The sequence below is a fragment of the Paenibacillus typhae genome (assembly GCF_900099765.1).
GTDB classification, from domain to species: Bacteria; Bacillota; Bacilli; order Paenibacillales; family Paenibacillaceae; genus Paenibacillus_AQ; species Paenibacillus_AQ typhae.
The window spans coordinates 67294-84712 of sequence record NZ_FNDX01000004.1 but is presented as its reverse complement, the minus strand read 5'-3'; the positions used below and the strand labels follow the sequence as shown (position 1 = coordinate 84712).

18 protein-coding genes are annotated in these 17419 nt (G+C 53.5%); 13 read left to right on the top strand and 5 right to left on the bottom strand.

Annotated features, from left to right (window positions below):
• Positions 1-48: 48 nt before the first annotated feature.
• Together ung and BLR64_RS05080 are read left to right on the top strand one after the other, a co-directional pair.
• A complete protein-coding gene (gene ung / locus BLR64_RS05085) occupies positions 49-717 on the top strand; it encodes a uracil-DNA glycosylase (RefSeq protein ID WP_090712820.1) in 669 nt (222 codons plus the stop codon).
• Positions 718-748: 31 nt separating this feature from the next.
• Positions 749-1153 carry a hypothetical protein gene (locus tag BLR64_RS05080; RefSeq protein WP_068728531.1) on the top strand — a complete coding sequence of 135 codons (405 nt, stop codon included), beginning with the start codon at positions 749-751 and terminating at the stop codon, positions 1151-1153.
• A 112-nt stretch (positions 1154-1265) separates the two neighbouring features.
• Here BLR64_RS05080 and BLR64_RS05075 read toward each other — a convergent pair whose 3' ends face one another.
• A complete protein-coding gene (locus BLR64_RS05075) occupies positions 1266-2366 on the bottom strand; it encodes an AI-2E family transporter (protein ID WP_090712818.1) in 1101 nt (366 codons plus the stop codon).
• 175 nt (positions 2367-2541) lie between these two features.
• Here BLR64_RS05075 and BLR64_RS05070 point away from each other — a divergent pair, with 175 nt between their 5' ends.
• Positions 2542-3015 (top strand): general stress protein, encoded by a 474-nt coding sequence (locus BLR64_RS05070; RefSeq protein ID WP_167360601.1) that lies wholly within the window; start codon positions 2542-2544, stop codon positions 3013-3015.
• Between the two features lie 8 nt (positions 3016-3023).
• Here BLR64_RS05070 and BLR64_RS05065 read toward each other — a convergent pair whose 3' ends face one another.
• Complete coding sequence (locus tag BLR64_RS05065) at positions 3024-3311, bottom strand: hypothetical protein (protein WP_090712814.1); 288 nt, start codon at positions 3309-3311, stop codon at positions 3024-3026.
• A gap of 285 nt (positions 3312-3596) precedes the next feature.
• Between BLR64_RS05065 and BLR64_RS05060 the strand changes: the two genes are divergently transcribed.
• The 6 genes from BLR64_RS05060 to BLR64_RS05035 all read left to right on the top strand — a co-directional run bounded on the left by BLR64_RS05060 (position 3597) and on the right by BLR64_RS05035 (position 9954).
• Positions 3597-4361 (top strand): DeoR/GlpR family DNA-binding transcription regulator, encoded by a 765-nt coding sequence (locus BLR64_RS05060; RefSeq protein ID WP_244157618.1) that lies wholly within the window; start codon positions 3597-3599, stop codon positions 4359-4361.
• A 32-nt stretch (positions 4362-4393) separates the two neighbouring features.
• Entirely contained in the window at positions 4394-5305 is a 912-nt protein-coding gene (gene pfkB, locus BLR64_RS05055) for a 1-phosphofructokinase (protein WP_090712812.1), read from the top strand.
• Positions 5306-5354: 49 nt separating this feature from the next.
• On the top strand, positions 5355-7280 hold the full coding sequence (locus BLR64_RS05050) for a PTS fructose transporter subunit IIABC (RefSeq protein WP_090712810.1): 1926 nt from the start codon (positions 5355-5357) through the stop codon (positions 7278-7280).
• Between the two features lie 150 nt (positions 7281-7430).
• Positions 7431-7931, top strand: a complete 501-nt coding sequence (locus tag BLR64_RS05045; RefSeq protein ID WP_068728537.1) for a Crp/Fnr family transcriptional regulator — start codon at positions 7431-7433, stop codon at positions 7929-7931.
• A gap of 355 nt (positions 7932-8286) precedes the next feature.
• The gene (locus BLR64_RS05040) at positions 8287-8958 is read left to right on the top strand and encodes a YitT family protein (protein WP_090712808.1); all 672 of its coding nucleotides are present in this window, start codon (positions 8287-8289) and stop codon (positions 8956-8958) included.
• A gap of 201 nt (positions 8959-9159) precedes the next feature.
• A complete protein-coding gene (locus tag BLR64_RS05035) occupies positions 9160-9954 on the top strand; it encodes a TIGR00266 family protein (RefSeq protein ID WP_090712806.1) in 795 nt (264 codons plus the stop codon).
• 93 nt (positions 9955-10047) lie between these two features.
• On the opposite strand, the gene BLR64_RS05030 is transcribed toward BLR64_RS05035, so the two are convergent.
• A complete protein-coding gene (locus BLR64_RS05030) occupies positions 10048-10782 on the bottom strand; it encodes a class I SAM-dependent methyltransferase (protein WP_090712804.1) in 735 nt (244 codons plus the stop codon).
• Positions 10783-10907: 125 nt separating this feature from the next.
• On the opposite strand from BLR64_RS05030, the gene BLR64_RS05025 reads away from it, so the two are divergent.
• Both BLR64_RS05025 and BLR64_RS05020 read left to right on the top strand, forming a co-directional pair.
• Entirely contained in the window at positions 10908-11609 is a 702-nt protein-coding gene (locus tag BLR64_RS05025; protein WP_090712802.1) for a response regulator transcription factor, read from the top strand.
• On the top strand, positions 11606-12625 hold the full coding sequence (locus BLR64_RS05020) for a sensor histidine kinase (protein WP_090712800.1): 1020 nt from the start codon (positions 11606-11608) through the stop codon (positions 12623-12625). The genes BLR64_RS05025 and BLR64_RS05020 overlap by 4 nt, the downstream gene beginning before the upstream one ends.
• A 250-nt stretch (positions 12626-12875) precedes the next feature.
• On the opposite strand, the gene BLR64_RS05010 is transcribed toward BLR64_RS05020, so the two are convergent.
• A complete protein-coding gene (locus tag BLR64_RS05010; RefSeq protein WP_090712798.1) occupies positions 12876-13313 on the bottom strand; it encodes a MarR family winged helix-turn-helix transcriptional regulator in 438 nt (145 codons plus the stop codon).
• A 148-nt stretch (positions 13314-13461) separates the two neighbouring features.
• On the bottom strand, positions 13462-14499 hold the full coding sequence (locus BLR64_RS05005) for an NADH:flavin oxidoreductase/NADH oxidase (RefSeq protein WP_090712796.1): 1038 nt from the start codon (positions 14497-14499) through the stop codon (positions 13462-13464).
• A 226-nt stretch (positions 14500-14725) separates the two neighbouring features.
• Here BLR64_RS05005 and BLR64_RS05000 point away from each other — a divergent pair, with 226 nt between their 5' ends.
• Together BLR64_RS05000 and BLR64_RS04995 are read left to right on the top strand one after the other, a co-directional pair.
• Positions 14726-15496, top strand: coding sequence for an ABC transporter ATP-binding protein (locus BLR64_RS05000; protein WP_090712794.1), 771 nt, complete (start codon positions 14726-14728; stop codon positions 15494-15496).
• The gene (locus BLR64_RS04995; protein ID WP_090712792.1) at positions 15471-17414 is read left to right on the top strand and encodes an FtsX-like permease family protein; all 1944 of its coding nucleotides are present in this window, start codon (positions 15471-15473) and stop codon (positions 17412-17414) included. Before BLR64_RS05000 ends, BLR64_RS04995 begins: the two co-directional genes overlap by 26 nt.
• The last annotated feature ends 5 nt before the right edge of the window (positions 17415-17419 follow it).

Sequence of the window (17419 nt, the reverse complement as noted above, 5' to 3'; positions counted from 1 at the left end):
ATACAGAGTACGGTCTAAATCACAGCAGGAATCGGAAGGGGAACCGGAATGTTCGGAAATGATTGGGATGAAGTGCTGCAGGAGGAAATTCAGAAGCCTTATTTTCAGGAACTGCGCTATGCATTAGCGGCAGAGTATAAACAGCATACAGTCTATCCGCCCAAGGAGCAGCTGTTTTCGGCACTCAAGCTGACGCCATACAGTAAGACACGGGTTGTAATATTGGGACAAGACCCTTATCATGGTGCGGGACAGGCCCACGGGCTGAGCTTTTCGGTAAAGCCCGGTGTACGCATCCCGCCTTCGCTGCGCAATATTTATCAGGAGCTGCATGAGGATACCGGCACGCCTGTCCCAAATCACGGCTCGCTGCTGCATTGGGCGGAGGAGGGGGTGCTGATGCTTAACGCCGTGCTGACTGTGCGGGAAGGCCAGCCTAATTCACATAAAGGTTTGGGCTGGGAGACATTTACGGATGCGATTATGGGAAAGCTGAATGAACGGACAGAACCGATGGTGTTTATCCTGTGGGGCAGCCATGCCCAGCAAAAAGGAGCCTATATTGACCGGACCCGCCATAAGGTTATCCAGTCTCCGCATCCCAGCCCGTTCTCGGCACACCGCGGATTTTTGGGCAGCAGGCCCTTTTCACAGGCGAATCAGTATCTGGAATCTCACGGTTTGAAAGGAATCGACTGGTCCATACCGAATCTATAGGTAGCAGGGGCATAGTGAAGGGGTGAGAGCAATGAAGCATTGGGTAGGCAGACCGGTCATCATGTATTGCGGCGAGGCGCCTTATACGATCATGAAGGGCGTGCTGCGCAAATGGGACCCTCAGGCTTCGCTGGCCGTCATCGGCCATCAGGAAATTGCTGTGCCTTTTCGTGACATTGTGTACATTAAGGCGCTCGCGCCCAAGGAGCGGGCATTGCCCCCGGTTCTTCACTCCGTCGGTTATGTCATGAGAGAGCGCCAGCAGTTTGACAATGCTGTGTATTTTAAATCGGCGGTTACCGTCTGGAAAGGCGACCAGCTGGTTGCCTTCAATACAGTCATCGTCTCGCACACCAAGGGGGCGGTTACGCTGCAGGACGGACAGAATCTGATGAAGGGCACACATATTTTTGTAGTCCGGTCCCTGCGGGGATAACTAGCTGTCTGACAGCCTTTAGTGAGCTGTACCAGACTGCACAAGCAGCAGCAAATACAAAGAGCAGCGTTTCCCTGCAGAGGGAGTACGCTGCTCTTGTGTTATTTTACGGCTACATCTGCTCGTCTTTGGGCAGCTGGATCTCCTCGACCCGCTCTGCCACGATAATCTCGTAAATGCGCATAAAAATGATTTTGGCAATCATATAGACCGGCAGGGCAATCAGCACACCGATAATTCCGAAGAAATCTCCGCCTACCAGCACAATGACAACTGTAGTCAGCGGGTGTACATCAAGTGATTTGCCGTAAATAATCGGAGATAGCACATTATCCTGGATCTGCTGGGCGACCAGAATAATAACAAGCGACCAGATCGCCATGGAAGGGGATTCGATAAATCCCACGATAAGGACCGGTACGGAAGCAAGCAGTGACCCGACATAAGGTATGAAGTTAAGCGGAATGGAGATCACAGCGAGCAGCAGTGAATAAGGCAGCCCGATAAACAGGAAGCCGATGTACAGCATAATTCCGAGCACCACATTTAAAATAACCCTGGTGACAATGAAGCCGCTGAGCGCGCTGTCAATATCGCCGAGCATATCCTGGCCTTCCTTGCGGTATTTCCGCGGGAACAGCCCCAGCAGGATAGGTGCAAGCTTATGCCCGTCTTTCAGCATGTAATAAAGAATAATCGGCAGGGTGGCTATAACCACTACAATGCTTGAAATGACACCTATCAGATTTGACATGGAATTGGTCATCCACGTGATCGTGTTGCTTACATATTCCGATATTTTATCGGACAGGTCAGTATCGCCCGAGAAAAACCGTGACAGTGAAGGATCATTCCGCAGCTGGTTGAACTGATTCTGCATCCCCTCGACAAGATAAGGCATGTTATCAATGAAATTCTGGAACTGCTCACGCAGTGTCGGCCAGATCAGAATCCAGAACAGGACGAACAGGCCGGCGAAGACGAGATAAATCAGCAGGATGGACAATGCACGGTTCAGCTTATGCTTTTCCAGAAACCTGACGAGCGGGCGAAGCAGATAATACATGAATCCTGAGAGCATCATTGGCACCAGCAGCAGATTGATAATGGAGAGCAGCGGCGTAAACAGGAACATCACCTTGGAGCCCAGATAAAGAATCAACAGAAAAGCAATAATGGACAGGCTTGTCCGAAAATATTTGCTTTGCAGCATAGCAGCACCCCCGTAATCTTGAATGTGTCGCACGTCCATATGTACAGCTATTCCCGATTCTATCTTTATAACCGAAACGCAAGAGATTGATTCAGCCTGATAGAGTGCAATTAGCCCTGGCCCGGTTTAAGCGGTAAAAGAGCAGGTTAATACGCATTAACAGGAGGGGATGCACATGACTACGCTGGTTATTGGGATATTCGGGCATCCGAGCGATGCTGTGCTGGCAATCGAGGATTTGAAGGATAACGGTATAAAAGCGAAGCATATATCAGCATTAACGAAGCAAAAGAGTACGCTTGAACGCATCAGCCACGACACGGGAATCGGAAAAACAGAGAGCGGAGCCGGCAATGCAGGCTTGTTCGGGACAGCCCGGGAGGTGGGCGTCGGCCTGGATATGATCAACGACACCGCTGTATCAGCCGGACCGGCGGCACGTAAGCTGGCCGGAGCCGACCTTGAGGACGATGGCCTTGCCGTCAGCCTGATCGGGTTAGGAATACCGGAGGCAGATGCCCTCAAATATGCAGAGCATGCCGAAAATGAGCGTATCATCGTTATTGTGGACATAGAAGAGAATCAGAGCAGGCAGGCAAGTGAAATAATGGAGCGGCATCATGCTATTCCATTAGGTTCCGCTGAATAAACCTGCAGCTACCGGCGCGGCAGACGGGATTTCCGTTTTGCCGCTTTTTTGCGTGACTGGATGAACAGAGCGGGCTCTATATCTACCTGCCCCCCGGTTTCCTGCGTAACCTGTTTAGCCTTGACGAGTGCCAAAAAAGCAAAGAATTCTCCAAGAACAGACAGTCCGGCAGCGATAATCTCATAGTCATCAGCGCTCAGTTCCGCAGACTCAACAGGATTTCCCGGACCGCCGGAACCATTGCTGATCTTATTATTGCTGCCGCTGCTGCTATAACCGTTACTGTTATTGGCCATCCCTGTTCACCCGCTTTTTCGCCATATGTATTATAAATATGTCGCTGCCCCCCGGTAGGAAATAGGCAATCGGGTGGTTTTTTCTCATGACTTGTTTTTTCATAAATGAGCATAAAAAATCACTTTACATCTTATGAAAACGCTGTTAATATCATAAATGAGCACAAACGATCAATAATGAGCACTTATCATCAGTTAAATGATCAAAAAGCGTAAGCAAATATACAGATACTGCATAGCAGGCGGACTACATGCTTACGCTATGCGTACAGGGAGTTGACTGCTGTGCTGTTTGAAGAGGAAAGAAAACGGAGTATTGTACAGTTCGTTGAGCAGCGTACAAGGGCCTCGGTGCAGGAGCTCAGCCTCCAGCTCGGCGTCTCTGAATCGACCATCCGGCGGGATCTGAAAGAACTGGAGGAAGCGAGGCTGCTGAAGCGTACGCATGGCGGAGCGGTATCCCTGCAGAGCGTTAACTTTGAGGCTGCCTTCCCGGACAAGGCAGACCGACTTCTGGACGAGAAGCAGCGGATTGCCGCCAAGGCAGTCCAGATGATCCAGGAGGGCGACGCCATACTGCTTGACGGAGGAACGACAACACTGCAGATAGCCAGGGCGCTAAAGAGCTTTTCAAATCTGAAGGTGATTACCAATTCGATTATGGCCCTGAACGAGCTGAAGGATTGCCGGAATATCGAAGTGTCGATTACAGGCGGGATGCTGCGGCCGGATACGATGGCCTTTGTCGGTCCGATGACGGAGCGGTCGCTGGAGATGGTGCGGGTGGACAAAGCCTTTCTCGGAACGAACGGGCTTGACCTCCAGGAGGGAATTACCACTCCGAATATGCTAGAGGCGGCGACGAAGCGCAAAATGATCGCTGTTGCCAAACAGTCTATTCTGCTGGCAGACCACAGCAAGATCGGCCAGGTCTCCTTCTGCAAGGTGGCTGATCTGAACGAAATCGACCACTGCATCCTGGATTCGGCAGTGCAAGGCAGCTTCACCCGCGGCCTTGAAGCCATGGATGTCGGCTTCACTATCGTGTGAAGGCAAGTAAACCACAATAATGAGGGATGAACATGATTTACACCGTTACACTCAATCCTTCCATTGATTACATCGTGGAAGTGGAAGATATGAAGCTAGGCAGCCTGAACCGGATGTCCCGGGATCTGAAGCTGCCCGGCGGTAAAGGCATCAACGTGTCGCGTGTGCTGAACCAGCTTAAGGTAGACAATACGGCGACCGGCTTTCTCGGCGGTTTCACCGGCCGGTTCATCGAGGACTGGCTGCGGGAGGAAGGAACCTCAAGTGACTTCGTTCCGGTCAGCGGAGACACGCGGATTAATATTAAGCTAAAGTCCGGAGAAGAAACCGAAATTAATGGAACCGGACCGGAAATCACTGCTGCTGAGGCTGAGGCGCTGATGAACAAGCTGCGTAATCTGCAGGCCGGAGATATCGTTATTATGTCCGGCAGCATTCCTCCATCCCTGGGCGGGGACTTCTATAACAGGCTGATCGCGGTATGCAAGCAGCAGGGTGCACAGTTCGTGATTGATACCACCGGCCAGGCTCTGCAGCAGGCGCTTGAACACAGTCCGCTGCTCGTCAAGCCCAATCACCACGAGCTTGCCGAACTGTTCGGGGTTACCATCAGCACAAGAGAAGAGATTATCATATACGGCCGCAAGCTGCTGGAAGCCGGAGCGCAGCATGTGCTGGTCTCGATGGCCGGGGAAGGTGCGCTGCTGATCACAGAGCAGGGTGTGTATGCTGCTAGTGCGCCGGCAGGTCAGGTCAGAAATTCGGTTGGTGCAGGGGATTCGATGATTGCCGGTTTTGTAGGCACCTTATCCTGTGAAGGAGATGTGCTGGAAGCCTTCCGCACAGGCGTAGCCTCAGGGAGTGCAACGGCATTCTCCGATGATCTGGCGGACGGCGGATTTATCAGCCGGCTGCGCCCGCAGATTCAGATTACACAGCTTTAAGCAATAAGCTAAACAACGGCATTTACAGGAACATAGGGAGCTGATCAATATGAGAATTACAGATTTGATGATTAAAGAAGCAATGATCATGAATCTGCAGGCAACCACCAAGGAGGCGGCGATCGACGAGCTGATTGCCAGCCTGGCAGCCAGCGGAAGAATCAACGACAAGGTGCTGTTCAAGGAAAAGATTCTGGCGCGTGAAGCCCAGTCCAGCACCGGTATCGGCGGAGGCATTGCCATGCCTCATGCCAAAACCTCTGCCGTTAATCAGGCGACAGTGGTTTTTGCCAAGAGCAGCGCAGGCGTTGAGTATGAATCGCTGGATGATGAGCCGGCCAAGCTGTTCTTTATGATCGCTGCGCCCGAAGGCGCAGGCAATATGCACATGCGGACACTTGCAGCGTTGTCCAGGCTGCTCATTGAAAGCGAATTCATCGAGGCGCTGATGAAGGCGTCCACTCCGGATGAGGTAGCCGCATTATTCGACGCCAAACAGGCGGAGCAGGATGCCAAGGCAGAAGCAGAAAAGGCCGCTCCTGGAGCCAAGCCGGCACCTGAGAAGATGATCGTCGGAAATCCGGATTCCTCCGGTTTTGTTGTAGCTGTAACTGCTTGCCCCACAGGGATTGCCCATACCTTCATGGCAGAAGATGCACTGAAGAAGAAGGCGCTGGAGATGGGGGTCAATATCCGCGTTGAGACCAACGGCTCGGAAGGTGCGCAGAATGTGCTTACCGAAGATGAGATCCGCCGGGCCAGCGGCGTTATTGTGGCCGCTGACAAGAATGTCGAGATGGCCCGCTTCGCCGGCAAGCCGGTGCTGCAAAGACCGGTCAGCGACGGAATCCGCAAGCCTGAGGAGCTGATCAGCAAAGCACTCAGGGGCGATGCGCCGATCTACCAGGGCAGCGGCGGACGCAGCAGCAATGAAGAAGCTCCTGCCAAATCCGGCAGTGTCGGCAGCAAAATTTATAAAGATCTGATGAACGGCATTTCGCACATGCTTCCGTTCGTAGTCGGCGGCGGTATCCTGCTCGCCATTTCCTTCCTGATCGAGCAGGTCGCCAGCGTCGATAATCCGCTGGTGAAGCTGCTGCAGACGATCGGCGGCGGCGACGGTGCCTTCCACTTCCTGATCCCGATCCTCGCCGGTTTTATCGCGATGAGCATCGGCGACCGTCCGGCGCTCATGCCTGGTATGGTCGGCGGGCTCATGGCCCTGAATTCCAACGCCGGCTTCCTCGGCGGTCTGGCCGCCGGTTTCCTGGCCGGTTATGTCATCATCGGCCTGCGCAAAGCCTTTGCCGGCCTGCCGCGCACGCTAGACGGACTGAAGCCGATTCTGCTCTACCCGGTATTTGGCCTGCTGATTACCGGAGCTGCGATGTTCTATGTGTTTGATCCGGTATTTAGCTCAATTAATACAGCGATGATTGATGCCCTTAACAGACTGGGCACCGGCAATATGGTTATCCTTGGTATTGTCCTTGGGGGAATGATGGCCATTGATATGGGCGGCCCGTTCAACAAAGCAGCTTACACCTTTGCCATCGGCGTATTCACCTCCAGCGGTAACACGAACGGTCTGATGATGGCTGCGGTAATGGCGGGCGGTATGGTGCCGCCGCTGGCAATCGCACTGGCAACTACATTGTTCAAGAACAAGTTCACAGAAACCGAACGCAAGTCGGGGATTACGAATTATGTACTGGGACTTTCCTTTATTACTGAAGGCGCAATTCCGTTTGCCGCAGCCGATCCGCTGCGCGTGCTGACCACCTGTATCATCGGCTCCGCTGTTGCCGGCGGGCTTACACAGCTCTGGCACATTAACGTGCCTGCGCCGCACGGCGGGGTTTTCGTCGCCGCACTTTCCAGCAACGCGCTGCTGTTCCTGCTGGCCGTGCTGATCGGTGCTGTAATCTCCGGTCTGGCGCTCGGGCTCTGGAAGAAGCCTCTGCAGGCAAAATAATAATAACAACGATCCGCACAGCAAGCTGCGGGGAATCAGATGCCGGTCTGTTCCCCGCAGTTTTTTCTTTGTTTGATTCCGCTGCAATTTTGAGGTGTAATTCTGTATAATTATTAATATACATAAACAGAAGCTAAAGGAGAGAGCGAAATGATTCTGCACAGAGGGGAAGTCTTGTTCCGCCAGGGAGACAGCTGCGATTATCTCTATAAGGTGAAGAGCGGGCTGTTCAAAGTAACAAGGCTGCATGAAAACGGGAATATGGTGCTGTTCAACCTGCTGTATCCCGGTGAGACCGTCCCCCATCATTCCCTCATTTCGCCTAAGGAGGCGCATGGAACGGCTGTCGCCATGATCAAAAGCGAGATCGAGATCATTCCGGCGGCGGAATGGTACCGGGAGCTTCGCGAGAATCCGGACAAAGTGATGGAGATCGCGCTGCTGCTCCAGGAGAAGGTCCGGTTCATGCAGACCCGGCTGGATCACTTGACCGTCGGCTCTCCGGCAGAGCGCATGGAGCTCTTGAACCGCTGGATGAAAGATTATGCTTACGGCGCACAGCTTACGGATCTGTTAACCCAGGAAGAAATCGGACAGCTGATCGGCGTCCGGCGCGAAACAGTCAACCGCCTGCTGCGAAACCAGGGCTGAATGTAAGTTTTACATGAATACAGCGTAAAATTTACATGAATCGTGATGTTTTTACTGGAAACCTGTTTAGAGACGGCCCGCCGCGTGGTATAATCTATTCAGAAGTTATCAAATTAAAGAAAGGATCAGGATACCATGTGTCCCCGAAGGACGATTCCCCAAAGGACGATTTGGAAACGTTATGATCTGTCTTATACTTAGCTTCCCTGTAGCAGGTGCGAAACGTTGTTAATGACGAAGCCGCCTCTGACGTGGGAAGGGAGTATTGTATGCGAAGGATAAGCTCCTCTGGTGCAACCCGTCGTAGAGGGTCCGGTGACGTCTAAGCCGCCAACTACGATAAGGGGAGACCTGTATGAGGAATCACAACGACGGCATGAAACTGCCGTTACGACTCACCGTTATTTTGTCCGGAACTTTGCTATTAGCGTTTACTTATTATCACATTAATTACCAGAACCATTTGACCGAGGGCGGGTTTGTAGGCCTGGCTCTGCTCGGCAAATATGTACTAGGCATTTCACCATCTGTATCGACTCTACTTTTGGACATACCAGTACTTATAATCGCCATGATTTTTAAAGGAAGATCGTTCGTGGTGAACACGTTCATCTCTGTAGCAGCCTTTACGCTATTCTACGGACTGATGGAGCGCTATTCCGGATGGGTGATTGACTTGCAGGATAACCTGCCGCTTGCGGCCTTGTTATCCGGCGTACTGACAGGTCTTGGTGCAGGGTTGGTCCTGCGGGGCGGCGGTGCGAGCGGCGGTGACGACATTTTGTCGCTGCTGATCAGTGAATGGAAGGGCATAAAGGTAGGTACGGTTTTCATCCTCATGGATGTTATTGTTCTGGCATTGTCACTTATCTATATGCCGGTCAAGGAGACACTGTATACAGTGATGGCTGTTGTAGTAGCCGGTTATGTCATCACCTTGACTACATCACTGGGCAGACCAAAGCTGAACAAAGTACCGAAGCTTCAGCCGAAACTGAGCAAGCCGCATGATGGTTCAGTAGCGTGACCAGCGCAAAGTTAACCCCGAAGCGCGGGGTTCATGATCTAAGGCCAGCTTATGATGCAATGCATCTGAGCCGGCCTTTATTTGTGCCTGCAGGACTGAAACCCTGGCAGCAGTCAGCGCGTATATATCTCGTTCATAACATCAGGAAATTACAGAGAAGCGGATGCTTAAGCATTATTAACCCTTTAGGAGGCTGCAGGTATGAGTGCGCATGAAATTGATTATGTCATTATGGGCGAGGAAATCCAGTGTGTGGAGGTTCAGCTTGATCCCGGAGAGAGTGTAGTAGCCGAGGCTGGCAGCTTTATGATGATGGACCCGGAAATTACGATGGAGACGATTTTTGGTGACGGCTCCGGCTCGCGGCAGGGCAGCGGACTGATGGGCAAGCTGATGGGGGCGGGCAAGCGGATTTTGACGGGAGAAAGCCTGTTCATGACCGTCTTCACACACAGCGGGCATTATGGGCGGAAGAATGTAACCTTCGCTGCGCCGTATCCGGGCAAGATTATCCCGCTTGATCTCCAGAAGTATTCCGGCAAAGTCATCTGCCAAAAGGATTCCTTTCTCTGTGCAGCCAAGGGCGTCTCTGTGGGCATCGAATTTCAGCGCAAGCTGGGCGTAGGCTTCTTCGGCGGTGAAGGCTTTATTATGCAAAAGCTGGAGGGGGACGGCCTTGCTTTCGTTCACTCCGGTGGACATGTGCTGGAGCGGACGCTGCAGCCGGGCGAGACGATCAAGCTTGATACAGGCTGTCTTGTGGCGATGACCTCATCCGTGGATTACAATATTGAATTCGTCAAAGGCGTCAAAACCGCCCTGTTCGGGGGGGAAGGCCTATTCTTTGCCACCCTGCGCGGACCGGGCAAGGTATGGGTGCAGTCCCTGCCGTTCAGCCGGATGGCCGACCGCATCCTGTCGGCAGCAGGCGGGTCCGGACGCAAGGAGGAAGGCAGCATTCTCGGCGGCCTGGGCAATCTGCTCGACGGCAGATAAGCAGTGCCGGATACACAATAAAGAACATAACAGCCGTACCGCCGGGTTGCCCGGAGGGGCGGCTGTTTGTTTAATAAACATCAAAAATTGCTACTAAGCCTTAAACACAGACAGCAGCAGAAACATCGGACGGCGCACTTCCTCATGCCATGCCGGATTCTGCTCCAGCATCTCGGGGGTCGGCTGCAGCTCAGAAATCCTGGCGAGCGTAAATCCGGAGTCCAGCAGCACGTTTAAATAGGTGGACAGTGTGCGGTGGTATTTTACAACGTCCTCTCCGAGGAATCTGGCTGTACGCGCACCTTCAAGATGATAGGCATCGACCGGCCAATGCAGCTTTTCGCCGCTGTGGCTATAATGCCAGTCCTGGGCTGCCAATGCTGTGAAAATAGGATGCTCCACAGACAGCACAAACTGCCCGCCGGATTTCAGGCAATGGTTCACACGCCGGCACAGGTCGCCGAACCGTTCCACATAATGAATGGCCAGCGAGCTGATTACCGTATCGAACTCACCCGCACCAAAAGAGATGTCCTCTATCGGCATTTGCAGGTATTCGATCTGCGGATCGCTCGTCATCGCCCTGGCCCGTTGCAGCATGTTACCTGACAGGTCAATACCGGTGACGGAGGCCGCACCCTGCTCACGCGCATACCGGCAGTGCCAGCCGAAGCCGCAGCCTAGGTCGAGAACCCTTTTTCCGTCCAAAACAGGCAGCAGAGAGCGGAAGGTCTGCCATTCACCTGCTGCCTCCAGGCCTCCGACAGACCGGGGCATTGCGCTATATTTTTCAAAAAAAACGGCATCATCATATTTATTCTCTTTCATCTGTGTCCTCCTTACCCTTTATAATCTCCTATACAGTGTATACCATATTTGACTAGCCTGCCGGGACTGTATATATTATGGGCAAACCCCCTGGCACAGGCCAGGGCTGCAACCGGAGGCCTTCTATGTTCAAAATATTCATTATCGAAGATGATCAGGGTCTGGTGACCCTGCTTCAGGATTACTTACATAAGTTCGGCTATGAGACACAGGCTGTACAGGATTTTGAAGCGGTAAGGAGCGAATTTGAACAGTATGCACCGCACCTGGTGCTGCTGGATGTCAATCTGCCCAAATTCGACGGTTATTACTGGTGCCGGCAGATTCGCGGTATTTCCACCTGTCCGGTTCTGTTCATCTCCGCCCGTGAAGGAAAGATGGATCAGGTAATGGCGCTCGAAAACGGGGCGGATGATTATATTACGAAGCCTTTTGACTATGAAATTGCTCTTGCCAAAATCAAAAGCCATCTCCGCCGCGCCTACGGCTCCTATGCTGCCGGAGGCAATGAGCGCAGCCTGAATGTTTCGGGCCTGCTGCTTGATGTGGACCGGCTGCTGCTCTCGAGGGGCGGAGCAAGGATTGAGCTTAGCCATACTGAAGCCAAAATCCTCGATGAGCTGATGCAAAAAGCCGGTACGGTCGTCACTCGTGACCGGCTGCTGGAGAAAATCTGGGATGAGCAGGCATTTGTCGATGATAATACACTGAATGTCTATGTGACACGGGTCCGCAAAAAACTGGCCGCCCTGGAAATCCAGGACGGGCTTCAGACCGTGCGCGGCCAAGGCTACCGGTTATCGGGCGACTGGGGGGAAGCACAGTGAGGCTTTTTTTACGGGAACAGACGCCGTTAATTGCAGTGTATTTGTCGCAGCTGCTGATCATTACGCTGATATACCGGCTGGACGGCGGAAGCACAATGGAGGTGAGCCTGTACGCGATGCTGCTGAGCACCTGCCTGCTGCTGGCTTATCTGGCTTTCCGCTATATCAGCAACCGTTCCTTCTATGAACGGCTGCTGACACAGCCGGATTCCCTCGATGAATCGGGCGGACCGGCCCAGAGCTCGCCGCTTGCCGACAGCCTGCGCAATCTGCTGACCCGGCAGTTCCGGCTCTATCAGAATGATCTGCACAGCTACCGCCACAAGCTGGAGGAGCATATTCACTTCATCAACCAGTGGGTGCACGGGATGAAGACGCCGCTGTCTGTCATTCATTTAATTATTCAGGATAAGGACGGCCCCCCGTTTACGGCGATCGGCGATGAGCTGGACCGGCTGAAGAAGGGGCTGGATACGGTATTGTATACCGCCCGGCTCGATACGTTCGAGCACGACTTTTATGTGGAGCAGCTGGAGCTGGCTGCTGTCGTGCGCAGTGTGACTTCCGAGCAGAAAAGGCTGTTTATCCGCAAGCGTGTTTTCCCGGCAATTGCCGTAGACAGCGGCATCACCATCACCTCCGACGAGAAGTGGCTCGGATTTGTGCTGACCCAGCTGATTACGAATGCGCTGCGGTATACGGTGGAAGAGGGCAGACTTGTACATTTTCATGGTTATACGGAGGAACAGGGGCGGGTCATACTTGAAGTCCGTGACGAAGGGGTAGGCATTCCGGCAGGCGACCTGCCCCGGGTGTTTGATCCGTATTTCACCGGTGTTAACGGGCGCACCTTTCAGGAATCTACCGGGATGGGCCTGTATCTGGTTAAGCAGATTTGCGGCAAGCTGGGGCATGAGGTGGAGATTTCCTCCGAGGTGGGCAAGGGAACGGCGGTTCGGATTATTTTCTCCGGGAGCGCGGGGGCAGGTAGTGCAGGATCAGAACCACGACGGTAGAGACAACGGCCAGAGACAGCGAGTTCGTAATCAGAAACGCCAGGCCGCTCCCCTGTACAGCGAGATTCACAGCATAAGCTTCCATCAGTCCGATACCCAGCAGCATCAGCAGATAAGCTTTCAGACCTGATATTATTACGGAGAGATCGGGCGCTTACAAGGGCTGATGGACGAACCGGCACATAAATACCCCGCTATCCCAAAAGGATAGCGGGGTATTTATGTGTACGCCGTTAATGGCTGGAGCAGCCTATTGCTGCTGTCCCAGCCGCGCAAGCTGCTCCAGCAGCTGTGCAGCTTCACTGTGGGGAAATGACTCCGCCAGCACCTCGCCCACGGTTACCCGGGCGCGGTCCACCTTGCCCTGTCCGATCGCTGTCAGCGAGGTATAGATGCTTCTGCGGTCGCTATCGCATGATTTGCGCTCCAGCGCGCCGCAGCCCTTGGCTTCGAACCGGCTGACCAGCCGGGAGACCGCGCTCTGGCTGAGGCCTACCATTGCCTCAAGCTGCTGCAGCCTCAGCTTCTTCTCCGGAGCCTCGGACAGAAAGAGCAGCAGGTAAAATTCCTTCAGGGACAGCTGATACTTCTCCTGAAGCCTTGCTTCCAGTTCATTGGCAACATTCATCTGTATATGAGTCAGAGACAGCCAGCTGGCTATCAGATCATTCTCCGGATTATTCTTCATCTGAAAAGTCCTCTCCCGGTGCATGCCGGCGCATGAAATTAGTTAAAATCCATTATACCATTTCCGCCCTGCGGGTTGCGAGCAAAGAAGTCAGCCGGCTGTAATGCTGAATGAACCATATACCAGAATGCCCTCTCCGGTTAACTGCTTAGTTATTAGTCCGGGGAAAACCGAAAGTATACTGCTTCGGAACGCCTGCAGCCTTGCCGAGCTGTACGCCGGCTTCCAGCGTCCAGTAAGGGTTGCGCAGCATTCCGCGGCCGACAGCGACAAGATCCGCTTCCTCGTTGCCGATTACGGCGTTGGCAAGCGCCGGTTCATCCAGCCGGCCAACGGCAATGACGGGAACTGCCAGCTCCTGTTTGAATGCCCGGGCCAGCGGAACCTGGTAAGCAGCATGCGTGCCGGGTCTGCCCGCAGCAGCAATAGCGCCTTCGCCGCCTGCGCTGATATGGAAGATGTCAGCGCCTGCTTCCTTGTAGGCTGCGCCGATATTCAGGCTTTCTTTGAGGCCGTAGCCGCCCTCAACATATTCCTGTGCCGAGATGCGCATAATGAGCGGCATGCCTTCAGGCATTTCCTGTCTGGCGGCAGCGATGACTTCCTTGCCGAACAGGGTAAGGTCCTGCCCGTATTCATCGGTTCTGCGGTTGGTCAGCGGTGAATGGAACTGGTGGATCAGGTAGCCGTGGGCGCCGTGCAGCTCAATCACATCAAAACCGGCTTTAACCGCACGTCTCACACCTGCCTGGAACTTGCCGACCATGTCCTTCACTTCTGCTGTTGTCAGCTCGCGTGGTGTTTTGGATTTATCGTCGAACGGGATCGGGGAGGAGGATACAGGAACGGCTGCATCTTCAGCCTTGCGTCCCGCATGGGCAATCTGGATACCCACTTTGGCGCCGTAGGCATGGCAGGCGTCGACAATCCGCGCCAGGGCAGGGATGTGCTCGTCTGACCAGATGCCAAGATCATAATCGGTAATCCGGCCGTCCGGCTCCACATCCGTCATCTCTATAATAATCAGCCCGGTGCCGCCAACAGCCCGGCTTACATAATGGTTATAATGCCAGTCAGTAGCAATACCGTCCTTCTCAGTAACAGAATATTGGCACATAGGAGGCAAAACTACACGGTTCTTCAGCTTTAAATCCTTTAGCTCATAAGGGGTGAACAGATCTTTCATTCGGTTATCTCTCCTTGGCAGAGTGCCTGAATTTGGCATGATTTATGTAACAGAAGCACCGTTTTAATAAATGCATGCTCATGCATATAAATATAGGAGATGCTGCCGCTGCTGTCAACCCCTGCTTGCTTACAATAATGTAAGGTGACTGTAAGTTTCAGAAATAGTGCCTGGTGTTAACACTTTGTATAATAAAAGCAATCTAAGACAGAAGGAGCGGAAGCACTTGCCCCTGTTAGACGTACACAATCTATCCAAAATATACGAGGGCAAGGTGTCGATCCACGCGCTGAACCACATCCGCTTTGCTGTAGAGAAGGGGGAATTCGTCGGCATTATGGGCCCTTCCGGCAGCGGTAAAACGACGCTGCTCAACGTTATTGCCACCATTGATGAGCCTACCTCGGGTGAAGTGATGATCGGAGGCCGCGATCCGAACACGCTGGGCCGCAAGGAGAAGGCGCTGTTCCGGCGCAAGGAGCTGGGCTTTGTCTTCCAGCAGTTCAATCTGCTCGATACGCTCACTGTAGAGGAGAACATCGTGCTTCCGCTCACTCTGGCCGGTATACCGGTGGCAGAAATGGAACGCCGGCTGCAGGAAGTGGCGGCGAGGCTGGAAATTGTGCAGCTGCTAGGCAAGCGCACCTACGAGATTTCCGGCGGCCAGATGCAGCGGGTGGCGATTGCCCGGGCGATGATTCACCGCCCGGCACTGATTCTGGCGGATGAACCTACAGGGAGCCTCGATTCCAAAACGGCCGGGGAAGTCATGGGGCTGCTGGCTGAGGTGAACGAGGCCGAGGGGGCTACCGTGCTGATGGTTACCCATGATGCTGTGGCGGCAAGCTTCTGCCACCGCGTCATCTTTATCAAAGACGGGCGTTTCTACAACGAGATGTACCGGGGAAGCAGCAGGGCGGCTTTTTTCCAAAATATTATCGACATGCTGTCGCTGCTGGGAGGAGCTTCCCATGACCTTTCGCCAGTTCGCCTATAGGAATGTTACACGCAACAAACGCAAATATGCCGCCTATTTCGTCTGCAGCTCCTTTTCGGTGATGGTTTTTTTCCTCTGTGCGCTGTTTGTTTTTCATCCGGCCATTAAAAAGGACTTGATTCTAAGCACCGCGGCCAATACGATGCTGGCGGCGGAGGGGATCATCTTTGTTTTTTCCTCACTGTTCGTTCTGGTGTCCGTAGACTCCTTTCTGCAATCACGCAAGCTGGAGTTCGGTATCCTGCTCATGCACGGAATGACCAAGGGCCAGCTCAACAAAATGGTGTTTCTGGAAAATATGATGATCGGCGGGTCGGCCATCCTGAGCGGCACCCTGCTTGGCATTCTGCTGGGCAAGCTGTTTCTGATGATCGGGGCAGGTTTTCTCGGGATAGGTCCGCTGGAGTTTTATTTCTCCTGGCAGGCGCCTGTGCTGACAATCAGCAGCTTCGCCCTGCTGTTCGTCCTGATCTCTCTCGGGACCTTCGTGCTGATCGGTCAGGATTCTCCTCGCGGCCTGTTTCAAGGGGGACGCAGGAAGGAACAGGCACCGCGGGTGTCCCTTCTGTGGGCTGCCGTCTCTGCCCTGCTGCTGCTCGGCGGATACGCCCTTGCGGCCTCAGCCTCGGCCTCCTCGGTGGAGCGGGTCATGTTCCCGGTGGTTGCCATTACGGTTATCGGAACCTATCTGTTTTATACACAGCTGAGCCTGTATATCGCGGGTGTGCTGCGCAGCATACGCCGGTTCTACTGGCACAAGACGAATCTGATTATGCTATCGGGACTGTCTTACCGCTGGAAGGCCAACGGGCGCATGTTTTTTATGGTGACGATTGTGTCGGCGGTATCCTTTACCTCTGTCGGCGTGTTTGCTTCGATTCATACCCTGTCCAGAGAGCTGAAGCTGGATTATCCGGCGGCTGTAGGCTATGTGGCCAAGGCTAATCAGGATGGAGACAGGGCAGAGCATGATCTGCAGGGGATCCGCAGCGAGCTGGAGCGCCTCGGATTACCTTATGAAACCTTAACGCTCCCGGTAAAATATGCGGAGGTAGCTTCCCAGACCGGGCCTGACCTGACGCGCCAGCTGCCTCTTATATCTTACAGCGACTACATGCAGGCTTTGGAAAAGGCGGGATTCGTCTCCGTCGAACAGCCGCTGCAGGGCAGCGAAGGGCTGGTGATGATCGGCTCGCAGCGTGACCGCAGCCTAACCTCCAGCCGGGTCAAGGCGGTATATACCCTGGAGCAGGGAATGGAGATTGTTGAAGCCGGCTATACCGGCCATGTCCCGATTGCCGAATATCTGCTGCCTGAGCTGGATGGCAGGGACGGCGGGGATTTTAGCGGGATTGTGATCAGTGACAGTCTGTTCCAGGCCATTACTCCTGTGCACACAGACCGTTATACAGGCTTCTATGTAGATGATTTTCCGCAAACCTCAGGTATTGCAAGGTCCCTTAGTGACAAGGGGAAGGTGGCCTATGAGAGCGATGCCCCCTATGCGGTAGTAGTCAGCGGCACACTGTTTGAAATCCAGAAAATTCTTTACAGCACGATGCTGTTCGCTTCCCTGCTGGTAGGGACCGTCTTCTTCATCGCCGCAGGCAGCTTCTTATATTTCAGGCTGTATACGGATCTGGATCATGACCGGCAACAGTATTCCACCTTGTCAAAAATGGGGCTGACCGACCAGGAGCTGGATCGTACCGTTACGCTGCAGCTGGCACTGATGTTTTTTATCCCGGTTGGAATGGCCATATTGCACAGCCTGTTTGCATTTATCGCCCTGCAGCGGCTGTTTTACCTGTCCATTGCTGTGGAGACCGGAGCGGTGCTGGCCGGTTATCTGGCGGCGCAGGGTCTGTATTTCTTCCTGATCCGCGGCCGTTATCTGCGTAACCTCAAAAAAAATTGACTTGA

Excerpts from the sequence above, each read along its gene's own strand:
- ung (WP_090712820.1), top strand. The coding sequence starts at position 49 with ATGTTCGGAAATGATTGGGATGAAGTGCTGCAGGAGGAAATTCAGAAG.
- BLR64_RS05080 (WP_068728531.1), top strand. The coding sequence starts at position 749 with ATGAAGCATTGGGTAGGCAGACCGGTCATCATGTATTGCGGCGAGGCG.
- BLR64_RS05075 (WP_090712818.1), bottom strand. The coding sequence starts at position 2,366 with ATGCTGCAAAGCAAATATTTTCGGACAAGCCTGTCCATTATTGCTTTT.
- BLR64_RS05070 (WP_167360601.1), top strand. The coding sequence starts at position 2,542 with ATGACTACGCTGGTTATTGGGATATTCGGGCATCCGAGCGATGCTGTG.
- BLR64_RS05065 (WP_090712814.1), bottom strand. The coding sequence starts at position 3,311 with ATGGCCAATAACAGTAACGGTTATAGCAGCAGCGGCAGCAATAATAAG.
- pfkB (WP_090712812.1), top strand. The coding sequence starts at position 4,394 with ATGATTTACACCGTTACACTCAATCCTTCCATTGATTACATCGTGGAA.
- BLR64_RS05050 (WP_090712810.1), top strand. The coding sequence starts at position 5,355 with ATGAGAATTACAGATTTGATGATTAAAGAAGCAATGATCATGAATCTG.
- BLR64_RS05045 (WP_068728537.1), top strand. The coding sequence starts at position 7,431 with ATGATTCTGCACAGAGGGGAAGTCTTGTTCCGCCAGGGAGACAGCTGC.
- BLR64_RS05040 (WP_090712808.1), top strand. The coding sequence starts at position 8,287 with ATGAGGAATCACAACGACGGCATGAAACTGCCGTTACGACTCACCGTT.
- BLR64_RS05035 (WP_090712806.1), top strand. The coding sequence starts at position 9,160 with ATGAGTGCGCATGAAATTGATTATGTCATTATGGGCGAGGAAATCCAG.
- BLR64_RS05030 (WP_090712804.1), bottom strand. The coding sequence starts at position 10,782 with ATGAAAGAGAATAAATATGATGATGCCGTTTTTTTTGAAAAATATAGC.
- BLR64_RS05025 (WP_090712802.1), top strand. The coding sequence starts at position 10,908 with ATGTTCAAAATATTCATTATCGAAGATGATCAGGGTCTGGTGACCCTG.
- BLR64_RS05010 (WP_090712798.1), bottom strand. The coding sequence starts at position 13,313 with ATGAAGAATAATCCGGAGAATGATCTGATAGCCAGCTGGCTGTCTCTG.
- BLR64_RS05005 (WP_090712796.1), bottom strand. The coding sequence starts at position 14,499 with ATGAAAGATCTGTTCACCCCTTATGAGCTAAAGGATTTAAAGCTGAAG.
- BLR64_RS04995 (WP_090712792.1), top strand. The coding sequence starts at position 15,471 with ATGACCTTTCGCCAGTTCGCCTATAGGAATGTTACACGCAACAAACGC.